Annotated in this window: 12 protein-coding genes; 4 read left to right on the top strand and 8 right to left on the bottom strand. The window is 61.5% G+C overall.

The window, feature by feature from the left end:
- Positions 1–60: 60 nt before the first annotated feature.
- Positions 61–1,512, bottom strand: a complete 1,452-nt coding sequence (locus tag ELX51_RS15805) for an aldehyde dehydrogenase family protein (protein WP_127754421.1) — start codon at positions 1,510–1,512, stop codon at positions 61–63.
- 207 nt (positions 1,513–1,719) lie between these two features.
- Here ELX51_RS15805 and ELX51_RS15800 point away from each other — a divergent pair, with 207 nt between their 5' ends.
- Positions 1,720–2,403 (top strand): GntR family transcriptional regulator, encoded by a 684-nt coding sequence (locus tag ELX51_RS15800; protein ID WP_127754420.1) that lies wholly within the window; start codon positions 1,720–1,722, stop codon positions 2,401–2,403.
- A 55-nt stretch (positions 2,404–2,458) separates the two neighbouring features.
- Here the strand turns inward: ELX51_RS15800 and ELX51_RS15795 are convergent, their stop codons facing one another.
- From ELX51_RS15795 to ELX51_RS15770, 6 genes are all read right to left on the bottom strand, one after another.
- On the bottom strand, positions 2,459–4,189 hold the full coding sequence (locus tag ELX51_RS15795) for a peptidase M14 (protein WP_127754419.1): 1,731 nt from the start codon (positions 4,187–4,189) through the stop codon (positions 2,459–2,461).
- Positions 4,186–5,034: an ABC transporter permease gene (locus ELX51_RS15790; RefSeq protein WP_248305362.1), complete on the bottom strand. Its 849-nt coding sequence runs from the start codon at positions 5,032–5,034 to the stop codon at positions 4,186–4,188. Before ELX51_RS15790 ends, ELX51_RS15795 begins: the two co-directional genes overlap by 4 nt.
- Before the next feature lie 13 nt (positions 5,035–5,047).
- On the bottom strand, positions 5,048–5,971 hold the full coding sequence (locus tag ELX51_RS15785; RefSeq protein ID WP_127754417.1) for an ABC transporter permease: 924 nt from the start codon (positions 5,969–5,971) through the stop codon (positions 5,048–5,050).
- A gap of 65 nt (positions 5,972–6,036) precedes the next feature.
- Positions 6,037–7,572, bottom strand: coding sequence for an ABC transporter substrate-binding protein (locus ELX51_RS15780; protein WP_127754416.1), 1,536 nt, complete (start codon positions 7,570–7,572; stop codon positions 6,037–6,039).
- A 29-nt stretch (positions 7,573–7,601) separates the two neighbouring features.
- Positions 7,602–9,452 carry an ABC transporter ATP-binding protein gene (locus ELX51_RS15775; RefSeq protein WP_127754415.1) on the bottom strand — a complete coding sequence of 617 codons (1,851 nt, stop codon included), beginning with the start codon at positions 9,450–9,452 and terminating at the stop codon, positions 7,602–7,604.
- Entirely contained in the window at positions 9,449–9,937 is a 489-nt protein-coding gene (locus ELX51_RS15770; protein WP_248305361.1) for a winged helix DNA-binding protein, read from the bottom strand. The genes ELX51_RS15775 and ELX51_RS15770 overlap by 4 nt, the downstream gene beginning before the upstream one ends.
- Before the next feature lie 462 nt (positions 9,938–10,399).
- Between ELX51_RS15770 and ELX51_RS15765 the strand changes: the two genes are divergently transcribed.
- The 3 genes from ELX51_RS15765 (at position 10,400) to ELX51_RS15755 (ending at position 12,156) form a co-directional block, all read left to right on the top strand.
- The gene (locus ELX51_RS15765; protein ID WP_206524648.1) at positions 10,400–11,029 is read left to right on the top strand and encodes a nuclear transport factor 2 family protein; all 630 of its coding nucleotides are present in this window, start codon (positions 10,400–10,402) and stop codon (positions 11,027–11,029) included.
- A 210-nt stretch (positions 11,030–11,239) separates the two neighbouring features.
- The gene (locus ELX51_RS15760) at positions 11,240–11,737 is read left to right on the top strand and encodes a DMT family transporter (protein ID WP_127754413.1); all 498 of its coding nucleotides are present in this window, start codon (positions 11,240–11,242) and stop codon (positions 11,735–11,737) included.
- The gene (locus ELX51_RS15755; protein ID WP_127754412.1) at positions 11,734–12,156 is read left to right on the top strand and encodes a DMT family transporter; all 423 of its coding nucleotides are present in this window, start codon (positions 11,734–11,736) and stop codon (positions 12,154–12,156) included. Before ELX51_RS15760 ends, ELX51_RS15755 begins: the two co-directional genes overlap by 4 nt.
- A 27-nt stretch (positions 12,157–12,183) precedes the next feature.
- Here the strand turns inward: ELX51_RS15755 and ELX51_RS15750 are convergent, their stop codons facing one another.
- Positions 12,184–12,879 carry a L,D-transpeptidase gene (locus tag ELX51_RS15750; RefSeq protein WP_127754411.1) on the bottom strand — a complete coding sequence of 232 codons (696 nt, stop codon included), beginning with the start codon at positions 12,877–12,879 and terminating at the stop codon, positions 12,184–12,186.
- Positions 12,880–13,071: the final 192 nt, after the last annotated feature.

Raw genomic sequence — 13,071 nt, 5'->3', positions numbered from 1 at the left:
GGGTCGAGGGGCGTGTTCCGATCCGGAGCCCGCCGCTAGTTTTCGGTCGTGCAGCGCTCCTCAGTGCTCGAACCACGGTTGCCCGCGTCCAAGGGTCATATGCAGACCCTTGAACTGGGAATATTCGTCAAAGCCATAGCGGCCGAGTTCCCGGCCAGTGCCGCTCTTTTTGTAGCCACCGATCGGCAGTTCGGGTGTTCCGTCGATAACGGAGTTGATCCAGCAGCGGCCCGCCCGCAGCTTGCGCGTGGTCTGAATCGCGGTCTCAAGGTCGCGCGACCAGACGCTGGCCGACAGCCCAAAAGGGGTCCCATTAGCAAGGGCAACGGCTTCCTCGGGCGTGTCAAAACCTATGGTTGCCAGAACGGGTCCAAAGATCTCCTCTTGGGCAATGCGCATGTCTGGGCGCACCCGGTCGAACACGGTCGGGGCAAAGAAATTGCCCGACTTGGCATCGACCATGTCGCCGCCGAGCAGCAATTCGGCCCCTTCGGCCACACCGGCCGCCACATAGCTTGAAACTTTCTCGGTATGCTGCTGAGAAACCATGGCGCCAAATCGTGTGGTTGCGCCAAGGGGATCGCCAAAGGGCAGGCGCCGTGAAATGTCGAGTAGGCGCTCCAGCAGCGCCGGGCGGATGGCATTGGCAACGATAAGGCGGCTGCCGGAAATGCAGCATTGGCCGGCATTGTGGTAGACGCCATAGGCGATTCCGTCGGCCGCAGCCTCAAGGTCCGCATCGGCAAAGACGATCTGCGGTCCCTTGCCACCCAGTTCCAGGCCCACTCGCTTGACACCACCAGCGGCAATGCTCGCCAAGGCGGTGCCGACCCGAACCGATCCAGTAAAGGCCAGAACGTCCACTCGCGGATCTTCCGCCAGGACCTGTCCGACTTCGGGGCCGTATCCGGTTATGACGTTGAACACACCGGGGGGCAGCCCAGCTTGGAGGGCAATCTCGGCCAAACGAATTGTGGTGCCAGAGGTGAATTCGCTGGGCTTCACGACAACGGTGCAGCCCGCACCCAGCGCCCACGGAACGCGCTCGGACACGATAATGAATGGAAAATTCCACGGGGTAATAATGCCAACCACCCCAGCAGGTTCGCGCAGCACGAGTCCCAGTCGGTTTTCGCCGATTGAATTGTGGGTGTCCCCCTCAAGGCCGCGGCATTGACCAGCCGCATAGGTCCACAAATCAGCGCAGTATCCGATCTCCCCACGCGCCTGGCTCAGCGGCTTGCCCGTTTCGAGGCATTCGATCAGCGCCAACTCGTCTAGATCAGCCAAGATCCCTGCGGCCACGCGGTGCAAGATGGTTGAGCGCTCCGCTCCGCTCATGCGCGGCCAGGGACCATCGTCGAAAGCCCGACGGGCAGCGCTGATAGCCAAAGCAGCGTCTGCTGGGCCACCCGCGGGCCACACGCCTACAACTTTGCCCCGGTGGCCTGGGCTGTCCCGCTCAAAAACCCTGCCCGACTGAGCATCGCAAGGCACGCCATCGATCACCATACGATAGCTACGTTTACTCGCCAGTCGCGGATCACTAAGGTTTGGCGATACAAAGTTGGGCTGAAAGCGGGACTGGATGTTCATCGCCATTGCGGGTGGAACCCGCCTCTCCTCAGATGTGCCGGACGTTCATTGCGCCCTGTATGGAATTGTATGGTACCGTATGGCGGGGGCATGTGAGCTGTCAATCGGGATGAGACTTGTACGATGACCTTGGATATCCAGATGGCCGAGAGCGGCGAGAGCGCTGCCGTGACCATCGAGAAAGACCTTCGCCGCGCTATCATCGAGTTGGAGTTGCTGCCTGGCTCCCGCCTCTCCGAGCAGGAGATCGCCACCCGCTTGGGCGTGTCACGACAGCCTGTCCGCGAGGCGCTGATCCGGTTGGCTAATTCGCGGCTGATCGAGATAAGGCCCCATCGAGGCACCGTGGTTGCTCGCATCTCAGCTCAGGAAATGACCGAAGCGCTGTTCGTGCGGCAGTCCTTGGAAGTTGCTGTCGTGGCTCGGGCGGCGCAGTCCTTCGACCCTTGGCAACGCAAGCGCATCGCCAATCTGCTGGTGAAGCAGGAGGAGGCATCCAGCCGGCTCGATCACGCCGCCTTTCGCGAGCATGATGAGGCGTTCCATATTGCCGTGGCCACTGGGGCTGGCGTCGGCATGGCTTGGAGAGCCATCGCGGACATGAAAACGCATATGGATCGGGTCTGCAATTTAACCTTGCAGCGGGAAGCCGACATGCAACGCCGGGTGCGCGAGCATCAGGCGATCATGGAGGCCATCGACGCCCATGATGTGCAGCGGGCCCAGACGGCCATGGCCGAGCACTTGGGGAGCATACTGGACGATCTACCCGATCTGGAAAATCAGCACTCCAGCATGTTTATGTAAGCCTCTGCCCCTCAGCGAGGCGAAGGTTTACTTCGGCTGCGATTGGAGGCGGCCGTTATTGCCGCCGGTCGTTTGCGATCTCCTGCCAAACATCATAGGCGGCTAGAACGGTCTGGGTCTGGGCTTCATGGCCCAGCTGGAAAGCGTCTCCGTAGATGGTTTCATCGGGGTATTCCGTGATGAGCGTCACCGGCACTTTCAGGTCAGGGAATTCAGTGATGTTCACCGGAAAGCCGGAGTAAATGTCGAAGGTTAGTGCCCCGGCATGGGCCCGATAAAGCTCGATCTGTCTCGCGTTAAGTTCGGCGAGGCCAGGAACCCCAGTGAGTCTTTGGGCTACCTCGCGCGCTAGACGTTCGGCTTGGGCGCGATAGCCGGGCTGGTGCCGCAGGACCAGAAAGAAGCCTTTTGGCACGGTCCACAGGGCAAAATTGCGTGGCACATATCCGGTCAGCGGCCGCGTCCACTCGTGAGCGGGGTAGCCATGAAGGTTGACATGCAGGGCAGGGCTGCAAAGCGCCAGCATCTGCTCGCGGACGTCGCGTTCATAGAGTGGGCCGGCCTGCCGGTATTCTAGGTCGTCGCCGAGCGCCGTGTAGCGGGCGGCGTGATGCATGTGGCGCGGCTCGACCTCGTAAAGTTCACGGGCGAGGGCATAACCATCGGGGTTCTCGAGCGGCACGACGCTGAAGTGGGCATTCTTGCGGCCGGCAAGGCGTTGAGCCGCCCGCAAGGCGCCGACCACGCCGGTTGGCTCATTGGGATGTTGGCCGCCGGAAACAAGAACAGGGGCATCTGACCCGAGGTGATAGCGCCCCGATACAGTGCGCCCGCAGTAGGAGGTGCCGGTAAAAACCTCGCCGCCGACCGCTTCAAGTCCCTCATCAACATCATCAAAGGCAATGGGGGCCTGCGCGGTCTCGAGGGGCTGGCGGGGAGCCGAGGGCAGGGCGTGGCTATGATGGCGCAAGGAGATATCGAGGCGCGCTGGCCCAAGCCCATAGCTGACCACCGGGACAATGCGGCCGGGCTGCAGGCCACGATCGCCTGACGGCCGACCGGACTTGCTATGAAAAATCTCGAGACCTGAGAAGTAAAGATCCTCATGCAGTGCTTCGGTCAGGCTGATCACCTCCTCGCCGAGCGGCAGGGGCCGGTCGGCAATCGGCAATGTCACGGCAATGCGTAGCTCGTCAAAGAATGGCTCAGTAGGGCCCCACTCATAATCAACAATTGCTTTGATCGCTGTTGCAAACAGCGCCTCAAAGTCGGTTTCAATCCGCTCGTCAGCTACCGTTACACCCGCGCGCTCCACCCGCACCCAACCTGTGGGAGAAAGCACCTGCGCTCCCGTGTGATCCACATGGACACGGTTTGGCGCTTGCACCGCCAGGCTTGCCGAACTGCCATCCTCGTGCAGGAGAACGACGTCATAGTGAAGGTCGGCGTCAGCTCGGGGGGTGAAGCGGACCGGCACGGCCAAAAGACCGGCGAGCGGGTAAGCTTCGAGCAGGAATCGCCCAGGCTCCCCTTGGGAGTGAACAGGATAGGCTATTTCCACTGCGGCAACGCCAGCTAGGTCGATCTCTTCCAGAAAGGCGTGGACCAGTGGCTTGTAGGCAGAGCGAAACCGGGCCCGAATACCTTTTGCGGCGAGCTTGAGTTCCGCCGCGCGGCGCGAGCCTTCGTCGGCGAAGAGCCATGCCTCGACGTCAGTGGCATCGGCGAAGCGGACGGTGATCTCCTCGATGGTGGAGGGAAAGGTCCGGCGAAGTGGGAAGCTCATCGGCTGGTTCTTCCAGTAGGATCGAGACGGTCGCGCAGCCAGTCACCCAGGAGGTTCAGGCCGAGCACGGTCAGGAAGATGGCAAGGCCGGGAAAGACGCTCACCCACCATGCGGTCTGCAGGTAAGTGCGGCCGTCGGCCAGCATGCCGCCCCAGGACGGCGTTGAGGGATCAACACCAAGGCCCAGGAAGGTCAGGCTCGATTCCAACAGGATGTTGTTGGCGATGTTGAGCGTCATCAGCACGATCACCGGCCCCAGCAGGTTGGGCAGCAGGTGATGACGGATAAGGTTGAACCCCGACACGCCAAAGGAGCGAGCCGACAGCACGAACTCACGCTCGCGCAGCGTCAGCACCTGGCCGCGCACGATGCGTGCATATTGCACCCATTGGGAGACGATCATGAGGATGATGATGTTGGTCAGCCCACCGCCAATGATGGCCATGAAGGTGATGGCGAGCAGAATAAAGGGCAGCGCTAGCTGGATGTCGGCAAAGCGCATGACGAGGATATCCCAGATGCCGCGGTAATAGCCGGCAACAAGGCCCATGACGACGCCGATGACAACCGCGCCGGCAACCGAAACCATGCCCACAAGGAGGGATATGCGGCCCCCCCAAACCACGCGGGCCAGAACGTCACGACCAAGAGGGTCGGTGCCAAAGAGATGGGCCGCGTTCGTGAAGGGCGGCGTGAGACGCGCCATCAGGTTCACGCCCGTGCCGCCATCGGGAAACAGCAGGGGAGCGAAGATAACAGCCAGCGCGATGCTGCCGACGATAAGGAGGCCCACCAGTAGTTCGACCGAGCGAAAGGCGGAAAGCGGATGCGGCTTGATGGCAATTTCGCTCACGGTTCTACTCCGTCCAAATGCGCGGATCGACCAGGCCATAAGCGATGTCGACCAGAAGGTTGACCAGCACGATCATCAGCGAAAGCACCACGATCACGCCTTGCAGTACCGGGTAGTCGCGCGCAGACACCGCATCAAAGGCAAGCGTGCCCATGCCCGGCCAGTTGAACACGCGCTCCACCACGACGATGCCGCCCAGAAGGCCACCGAATTGCAGGCCCAGATAGGTGATCAGGGGAATAGCGCAGTTTCGTAAGGCGTGCTTGTAGAGGACGGCGCGTTCGGAGAGCCCCTTAGCCCGCGCGACCAACACATATTGCTGCTGCAAGATCTCCAGCATGGAGGTGCGCACCAGGCGCACATTGGTTGCCGTCAGGATGATGGCCATGGTGAGCGCTGGCATGATGAAGCTCTGCCAACCTTCGAGGCCGCTTGGCGGCAGCCATTGGAAGGTGATCGACAACAGCAACACCAGCATGATCGCAAGCCAGAAATTGGGAAAGGACAGCCCAACCAGCGACAACACGCGAATGAGCTGGTCGGGCCATTTGCCACGATGGGTTGCTGAAGCCACCCCCAGCGGGATCGAGACCAGGATGGAAACGACGAGGGAGGTGAGTGCCAGGGACAAGGTTGCGGGCAACGCCCGGCCAATGAGTTGACTGACGGGTGTGCCGCCCATGAAAGAGCGGCCGAGATCGCCGGTGAAAATGCCGCCCACGAAATCGAAATACTGCACCAGGAAGGGCCGATCGATGCCCAGGCCCACCCGAATGCGCTGCAGATCGGCTTCAGTGATACTGCCGACCCCTTGGCTCAGCATCAGGGCAGGGTCGCCGGTGAGCCGAATGGCAAAGGCGACGATCAGCGTGACGGCGAAGACGACGAAGGCTGCCTGCAACAACCGCTTGATAAGGAAACCTGCCATCGCTTCACCCCGGAAGTGCATGAGCCGCCCCGCCTCGCGGAGCGGCGAGTTTAAAAAGTCTCGGACTATTCGACGGTGACGTCGGTCAGGCGCAAGCGGCTATCGGGCGGGGCAACAAAATTGCCGACCCGGTCACTGACCGCGTAGATCTGGTTGACGTTGTAGAGCGGCATTTCCAGCGCTTGGTCGGCAACATATTTCGCGATCTGCTTCAGCACGGTCTCGCGTTCGGCGACATTGGTCATGCTGCGCTGCGATTCCAGCAGTGCGTCCAACTCGGGGTCGTTGCCATACGGGTTCCACTTTTCGCCTTCGTGGTACATCAGATAGGCGGTGTTGTCGTAGTCGAACGTCCATGCACCCCAGGACTGCTGCCACATAGCGCCAGTGCGACCGGCGGGAATGATGTCGTTGAGCAAGACATTGGTTTCATAGGGCTGGATGGTTGCCGTGATGCCAACAGCGGACAGGTAGGCAGCCACGGCCTGAGCGACTTCGTTGAAGGTGGCGTCGTTGCCGCGCACGTCGATCTGGACGGTGGCGCCGGGTTCGACACCCGCCTCGGCTAGCAGCGCCTTAGCGCCCTCGGGATCAAACGGGATAGGCTCCAGATCGGGGTCGTTACCAAAGGTCTGAGCCGACTGGAACGACGAGATTGGGGTCGCCTGGCCCGCGAGGATCGCTTCGATAATGGTGTCGCGATCGACAGCCATCACGAGAGCGCGGCGCACGCGCTCGTCGGCGGTAATGCCTTCATCGGTCTTGAAGCGCAGGGAATATACCGTAGGGCCGGGGACCGAAACGACCTTGAGATTGGGGGCCTGTTCAATGGTGGGGATGGAGCCGACCGGAACGGAAGGCGGAATCACCATGTCGATGCGGCCCGACTGCAGTTCGGCTACAGCGGTGGAGGGCTCGGTGATGAAGCGGAACACCACGCTTTGCAGCTTGGGTGCTTCGCCCCAGAATTCGGGAAAAGCTTCCAGAGTCACCTGGTTGCGTGCCTCGTAAGAGGCCATGCGGAACGGCCCGGTGCCGACCGGCTGGGTGTTGAAGACCTCATCGCCTTTTTCGGCGATATAGTCGGGCGGCACGATCATCGCGCCATAACCGGTCAACTTGGTGAGCAGGACCGGGTCGGGCTGCGACAGATGCAAAACCACCGTCATTGGGTCGACAACTTCGACGTTCTCGATGGAATTGTAGTTGGACTGCTGCGGCCCCACGGCGCCTTCTTCGCCAAGGAGGCGATCAAAGGTGAACTTGACGGCGTCGGCGTCGAACGCCTCGCCATTGTGGAATTTCACGCCATCCCGCAGCTTGAACGTGTAGGTGAGCCCATCCTCGCTGATCTCCCATTCGGTCGCGAGCGCCGGCACGATCTCAAGCTCGGGCGTGCGTGCCACGAGGCCATCGAAAACATTGTTGGCGACGGCGGACCAGTTAACGAGGAACGTGTCGATCGGGTCCCAGCTGCCGGGATCCTGAGGGGTCGCGATGTTGAGGGTGCCCGCTCCTTGCCCCAAGGCAGCGCCGGTCACGCTGAGCGCCAGGACGCTCGACAAGAGCGCTCCCTTAAGGGCTTTGTGCCAAAGTTTCATGCTCTCTCTCCTGTTGAATCTGGGGCCGATCAGTCTTCAATCGCAACCAGGTGCCCGGGCGCGACTTCGCGGTAGCTCAGCGCTGTTGGTTCCTGTCCGACGGGTCGCACGGGGCTGGGAATCTCCCCTTCCATCAGGGTCCGTCCCCAATCCTTTCCCGGTTCGGCGCGCGGCACGGCGGCGAGAAGGCGGCGCGTATAAGAGTGCGTAGCGTTCTCGAACACTTGCCGGCGCGTGCCGATTTCCACCACCTGGCCGAGGTAAAGCACCGCGACCCGATGTGCCATGCGCTCGACCACGGCCATGTCATGGCTGATGAACAGGTAGGCTAGGGAACGCTCTTCCTGGAGCGCCATCATCAGCTCGATAACCTGGGCCTGTACGGAGACGTCGAGAGCTGAAAGCGCTTCATCGGCAATAATCAGCTTGGGATCGCAGCTGAGTGCCCGCGCGATAGAAATACGCTGACGCTGGCCGCCCGAGAATTGGTGGGGATAGCGGCTGGCGACGCTCGGGTCGAGATCGACCTTGACCAGAAGCTCGGCGACGCGCGCCTGCAGCGCTTTCTCGTCTTTAATCAGGCCATGGGTCCGGATCGGCTCGGCGATGGAGAAGCCAACGCTCTTGCGCGGATCGAGCGAAGCGAAGGGATCCTGAAAGATATACTGGATTTCCCGCTTGAGGCGCATGGCATCGGCGCCGGTCATGTCGGCCACGGAACTGCCCTGATAGAAAATCTGTCCCGATGTAGCGGGCTGCAGGCCCTGCAGGGTGCGACCAATGGTGGATTTGCCCGAGCCGGATTCTCCCACCAGCGCAAGCGTCTCGCCCGGCCGGAGGTCGAGGCTGACATGTTCCACGGCGTGGACCCGATGCGTGACGCGGCCCAAAAGGGTCTTGCCTACGTTGAAGCGCACGGTGAGATCACGGATTTCCGCTATAGGAGCGGCTGAAAGGTCTGCCGTATCGTGGTCGCGATCCTTACCAATCCTTCGGGGTACTTCCCCGTCCATCACCGTCAAGGCCAGTCGCCGGGGCAGTTCGCGGCCTTTCATTGCCCCCAGGCGGGGAACCGCTGCAAGAAGCGTCTTGGTATAGGCGTGCTGCGGGTTGGCGAAAATTTCGCTGACAAAACCTTCTTCAACCTTCCGGCCCCGCCACATCACCACGACCCGGTCGGCGATCTCAGCGACCACGCCCATGTCGTGGGTGATGAAAACAACGGCCATGCCAAGTTCGCGCTGCAGATCGGCGAGAATGGCCAGAATCTGCGCCTGGATGGTCACGTCGAGCGCCGTGGTGGGCTCGTCGGCGATCAGCACCTTGGGTTGGCAGGCCAAGGCGATGGCGATCATGACGCGTTGCCGCATGCCCCCTGACAGCTGGTGGGGATAGCGGTCCAGCATGCTTTCGGCGTCGGCCAGGCGCACCAGCGACAGCAGGCGCACGGCCTCCGTGCGGGCCGCGCTCCGGCTGAGGCCGCGATGGAGCGTCAACACTTCGCTGATCTGATTGCCCACGGTATAAACGGGGTTCAGCGACGTCATTGGCTCCTGGAAGATCATCGCGATGTCATTGCCGCGAATGCGCCGCATATCGGCGTCGCTGGCCTGGGCGAGGTCCTGGGGGCCATTGCCGGCATCAAAGCGGATCTCGCCGCTCACGATGCGTCCATTGCCGTACTCGACCAAACGCATCACCGAAAGCGAGGTGACCGACTTGCCGGAACCGGACTCGCCGACAATGGCGAGCGTTTCGCCGGGACGTACGCTGAAGGATAGATCCTCAACGACCCGGCTGGCCCCAAAGTCCACCGAAAGGCCACTGACTTTCAGGATTGGCGAACTGGTGTTGGCCTGCGCTGCGTAATCGGTATTCATATTGTGGCGGCCGCCCGCGCAGCCTGATCATAGCACCCGGACAAATGGCGCAGCACGCTGGCCATGTTCGACAGCTCTTCCTGGGAAGGACCAGCAGAGGTGGCGCGCACCAAAAGCTCCTCCCGAATACGCGCATAACGCCCGCACAGCTCAATCCCGTCTTCCGATATGCGCACTGTCTTTTCCTTGCCGGCCCGCCCGCCATGAACCAGGCCTGCGGCTTCGAGCTTGCGGATGGCATAGCTGGCGACATGCGTGTCGTTGATATCGAGCACGAGGCAAATATCGGCCAGTGTTTTCGGACGATCGCGATGGCGGATAGAATGAAGGATCAGGATCTCCATAGCCGACAAACCCGGCTGACCTGCTGCGGTCATGCAGCGCACCATCCACCGCGAAAAGGCATGAAAGACCTGCGTCACCCCGAACTCCAGTTCCGAAAGGCCCGGCGATGAGCCCTCAGCCAGATGCTGGGAGGAAACAATTGGGCCAAAGGCTCTGTCGCCCTGTGCTGTCCGGGGCGGATGCGGTGTCGTCCGTGTGGACTTCGGTGAACCCGTCAAACTCGCGGTCCTTGCATGTCTGCTTGCCGCACCTGCAACATCTTATCTACGTCGTGTCAACAAAGTTGCATCTTTTTTCCGCACAAAACGGTCCATGCCTTGATTGCACTCAGCTGTGTTGAGCTCATGCATGGTCAGGCTTCAGTTCGGGGAGATCGAGCTCCACACAGCCCGTCCTGCTCTCGGCCTCGGGCTGCCATTTTTGATGCCGGCTTTGGGGCAAACGGCCAGGCACTTGAGTAGCGGATCGCCCAACCCGTCCCTGTAAGCGACGTCTCGCTGGACTAGGAAGGCCTCGCAGGCCCCCGGTCATCTTGCCGGAGGAATGTGCCACAGCCATAGTAAGCGGGCGAACAGATGTTTGCTCAATGGGACAACACTATAATGCGTAATTTGAAGTGCCTCGCCGTTTCTTGTCTTGCCCTTCTCGCAAGCTTGCCTGCTGCCAGTCTTGTGGCCGCCGAAGTTCGTCCGGGCGTGGAGTTTGCCGGTACGATCGAGTCCGAAGGATCGGCCCGCGCTCAGATGCAAGCGCTGATGCTTGACCTCGCCAGTTCGTGGGCCACCTGCGATACAGATCTGATGCGGGCCACCTTGGCGGAGGACGTGGACTTTTCCTATCCTACAAGCCGCGTGCTTGGCATTGATGCGGCGGTCGCCGATCTCGAACTGTTTTGCGGCCAGGCCGAGGATACGAGCTTCTTCCTGCCGGCCGACGCTTTCTACATTGATGCCGAAGCCAATCGGGTCGCCATGGAAATTCAGTTCCGCACCATCCAGCGCGGTAGCCGCCAGGTGGTCAACGATGTCTGGATCGCCACGGTTGTCGACGGTAAGGTCGCCGTGCTCAAGGAATATCTCGATGGGCGGGTCAAAAACCTGCAGGCGCAGGGCGTGCTTGAATACGAAGAATCGCCGGAGTTCCTCACCCCGTGGCCGACTCGCACCGAGCAGTGGAAGGATTGCTTCCCCGTCCTCAAGGTCGAGCCCACCAATATGTGCCCGGCGCAATAGTTTTGAGCGCGCAGCTTGCCTTGCTGCGCGCCCAACCTGAATGCTTCGGTCTTGCCGCAGATCTTGTGCTCTGCGACGCAACGCAACATCATGACGTGGGCGTTCTATTGCTTCTTGTCCGCACGGATAGGGCGCCCGGTGGATTGCACTTCTACCGGCGCCTCACAACCATTAGAGCTGTTTGATCCCAACCCGAGTCGGTTCCTTGTCATGTCGTCATCTGGTGCGCAGCGCCTCAACCCGCTGCACCTGATCGCAGCCTTTGCAACCGGGGGTTTGCTGTCGCTCGCCGTGTTCATCAATGGCGAAGCGGGGCGTTATGGCGGGCCCATGTTTTCGTCCTGGCTTGCCCATGGCGTCGGCATGGTTGTTTCCGTAGCGGTGTTGGCGATCGTTTGGCGCCAACAACGCGCTTCAAGCCAAGCTGCGCAGGAAAAAGCGGGCAAGGCACCCCTTTGGGCTTATCTCGGGGGCATCTTGGGCGCAGCGACCGTGATGCTGACCTCCACCGCCGTCAATTCGCCGCTCGCCCTGGCGGGCACGCTGGCGCTGGGCCTGGTCGGTCAGGTGGTGCTTAGCCTAGCCGCCGACTTCTGGGGCTTGCTCGGCCTGCCGCGGCGACGCCTTGAGTGGCGCGATGCCGCTGCCGTGCTCCTGATCGGGGGCGGCAGCATGGTCATCATCCTGTTCGGACTGGGTGGCGCATGATTACGTCCAGCGTCTTCGCTTTCGTCGCGGGTCTGCTCGTGATCCTAAGCCGCCAGGTCAATGGACGGTTGTCCCTGTCCAGCACGCCGCTGATATCCTCCTTCTGGAATCACGGCGTCGGCTTTGTTTTCCTCAGTGCCATTGCCCTAGTGATCGGCGGGCTCATTCCCAGCAACCTTGCCGCTATTCCGTGGTGGGTTTTCACGGGTGGGGCGCTCGGGGTGGTGTTTGTCGCCTCCGGCTCCTGGCTCTTGCCACGTATCGGTGCCGTTAATTCGACGCTCCTCGTGATCGCCGGGCAGATGGTATGCGGCGTCATTTTCGACATGCTGCGCGGCGCACCGGTGACGCTGTGGGCGGCAAGCCTTGGCGTGGTGATGATCCTGGCGGGCATGGCGCTGACGCAAAGGCGGCGCTGATCGCTCCAGCCGCCTGCCGCGTCAGCTTCAGGCCTTGAGGACCACGACCTTGGTCTTGACCGGGGTCCGCTCATAAAGATGGACCATGTCCTGCGTCAGCAGGCCGATACAGCCGCTGGAAATGCCCTTGCCGATGGTTTCAGGCATGATCGTGCTGTAGATGGTGTAAAGCGTGTAGGTGCCGTTCTGATAAAGATAAAGCGTGCGCGCGCCTAGAGGATTGCCGAGGCCCGGGGGCATGCCGCCGGCATATTTGGCGACCTCGGGCTGGCGCGCGATCATTTCCCGGGGCGGCGTCCAGACCGGCCATTCGGCTTTGCGCCCGATATAGGCGTCCCCGCTCCACAAAAAGCCTTGGCGGCCGACATTGGCGCCATAACGCGTGGCATTGCCCTCGCCCTCGATGCGGTAGACGTAGTAATTGCGCGGATCGATGATGATCGTGCCAGGGGCTTCCGCCGTGTCGTAGCGCACGATGCGGCGCAGATATTTCGGGTTGATCTTGCTGACATTGACCGCCGGAACGGGGAAGCGTTCCTGGGGAAGGGGGCCATAGGCGAGCTTGGCTTCAGCCAGGCTCATATCGGTGCCCGAGCTGGCGCAGCCGGCAAGCCCCACGGCGCCAAGACCGGCCGCAGCGCCCACCAGGAACCGGCGGCGGTTGAGCGAACATACCCCCGCTGCGGTGGTCATTTCACCGGCACCGGCAAATCCATCGTCCATGATGTTCCAACCTCCCCATGCCGGTCGCGGGGGTCTGTCCAACTGCATCCACCGGTCCGGCCGAGGCAGCTTGTTCTCATCGATGGCAGTTGGCAAGCATGGTCTTGCTCCTGCGGCCGAGCAGTTCACGATTCTTCGATGGTCCGGCCCCAAGTACTAGAAGGTAAGTAGCCCTGTTTCAGGGCTGGCTCT

This window comes from Devosia sp. 1566, from assembly GCF_004005995.1.
GTDB lineage: Bacteria > Pseudomonadota > Alphaproteobacteria > Rhizobiales > Devosiaceae > Devosia.
The sequence above is the reverse complement of the archived record's forward strand: the minus strand, read 5'-3'. Positions and strand labels throughout refer to the sequence as shown.

Coding starts and splice junctions, on each gene's coding strand:
- ELX51_RS15805 (WP_127754421.1), bottom strand. CDS start 1,512: ATGGTGATCGATGGCGTGCCTTGCGATGCTCAGTCGGGCAGGGTTTTT.
- ELX51_RS15800 (WP_127754420.1), top strand. CDS start 1,720: ATGACCTTGGATATCCAGATGGCCGAGAGCGGCGAGAGCGCTGCCGTG.
- ELX51_RS15795 (WP_127754419.1), bottom strand. CDS start 4,189: ATGAGCTTCCCACTTCGCCGGACCTTTCCCTCCACCATCGAGGAGATC.
- ELX51_RS15785 (WP_127754417.1), bottom strand. CDS start 5,971: ATGGCAGGTTTCCTTATCAAGCGGTTGTTGCAGGCAGCCTTCGTCGTC.
- ELX51_RS15780 (WP_127754416.1), bottom strand. CDS start 7,572: ATGAAACTTTGGCACAAAGCCCTTAAGGGAGCGCTCTTGTCGAGCGTC.
- ELX51_RS15775 (WP_127754415.1), bottom strand. CDS start 9,452: ATGAATACCGATTACGCAGCGCAGGCCAACACCAGTTCGCCAATCCTG.
- ELX51_RS15765 (WP_206524648.1), top strand. CDS start 10,400: ATGCGTAATTTGAAGTGCCTCGCCGTTTCTTGTCTTGCCCTTCTCGCA.
- ELX51_RS15760 (WP_127754413.1), top strand. CDS start 11,240: ATGTCGTCATCTGGTGCGCAGCGCCTCAACCCGCTGCACCTGATCGCA.
- ELX51_RS15755 (WP_127754412.1), top strand. CDS start 11,734: ATGATTACGTCCAGCGTCTTCGCTTTCGTCGCGGGTCTGCTCGTGATC.
- ELX51_RS15750 (WP_127754411.1), bottom strand. CDS start 12,879: ATGGACGATGGATTTGCCGGTGCCGGTGAAATGACCACCGCAGCGGGG.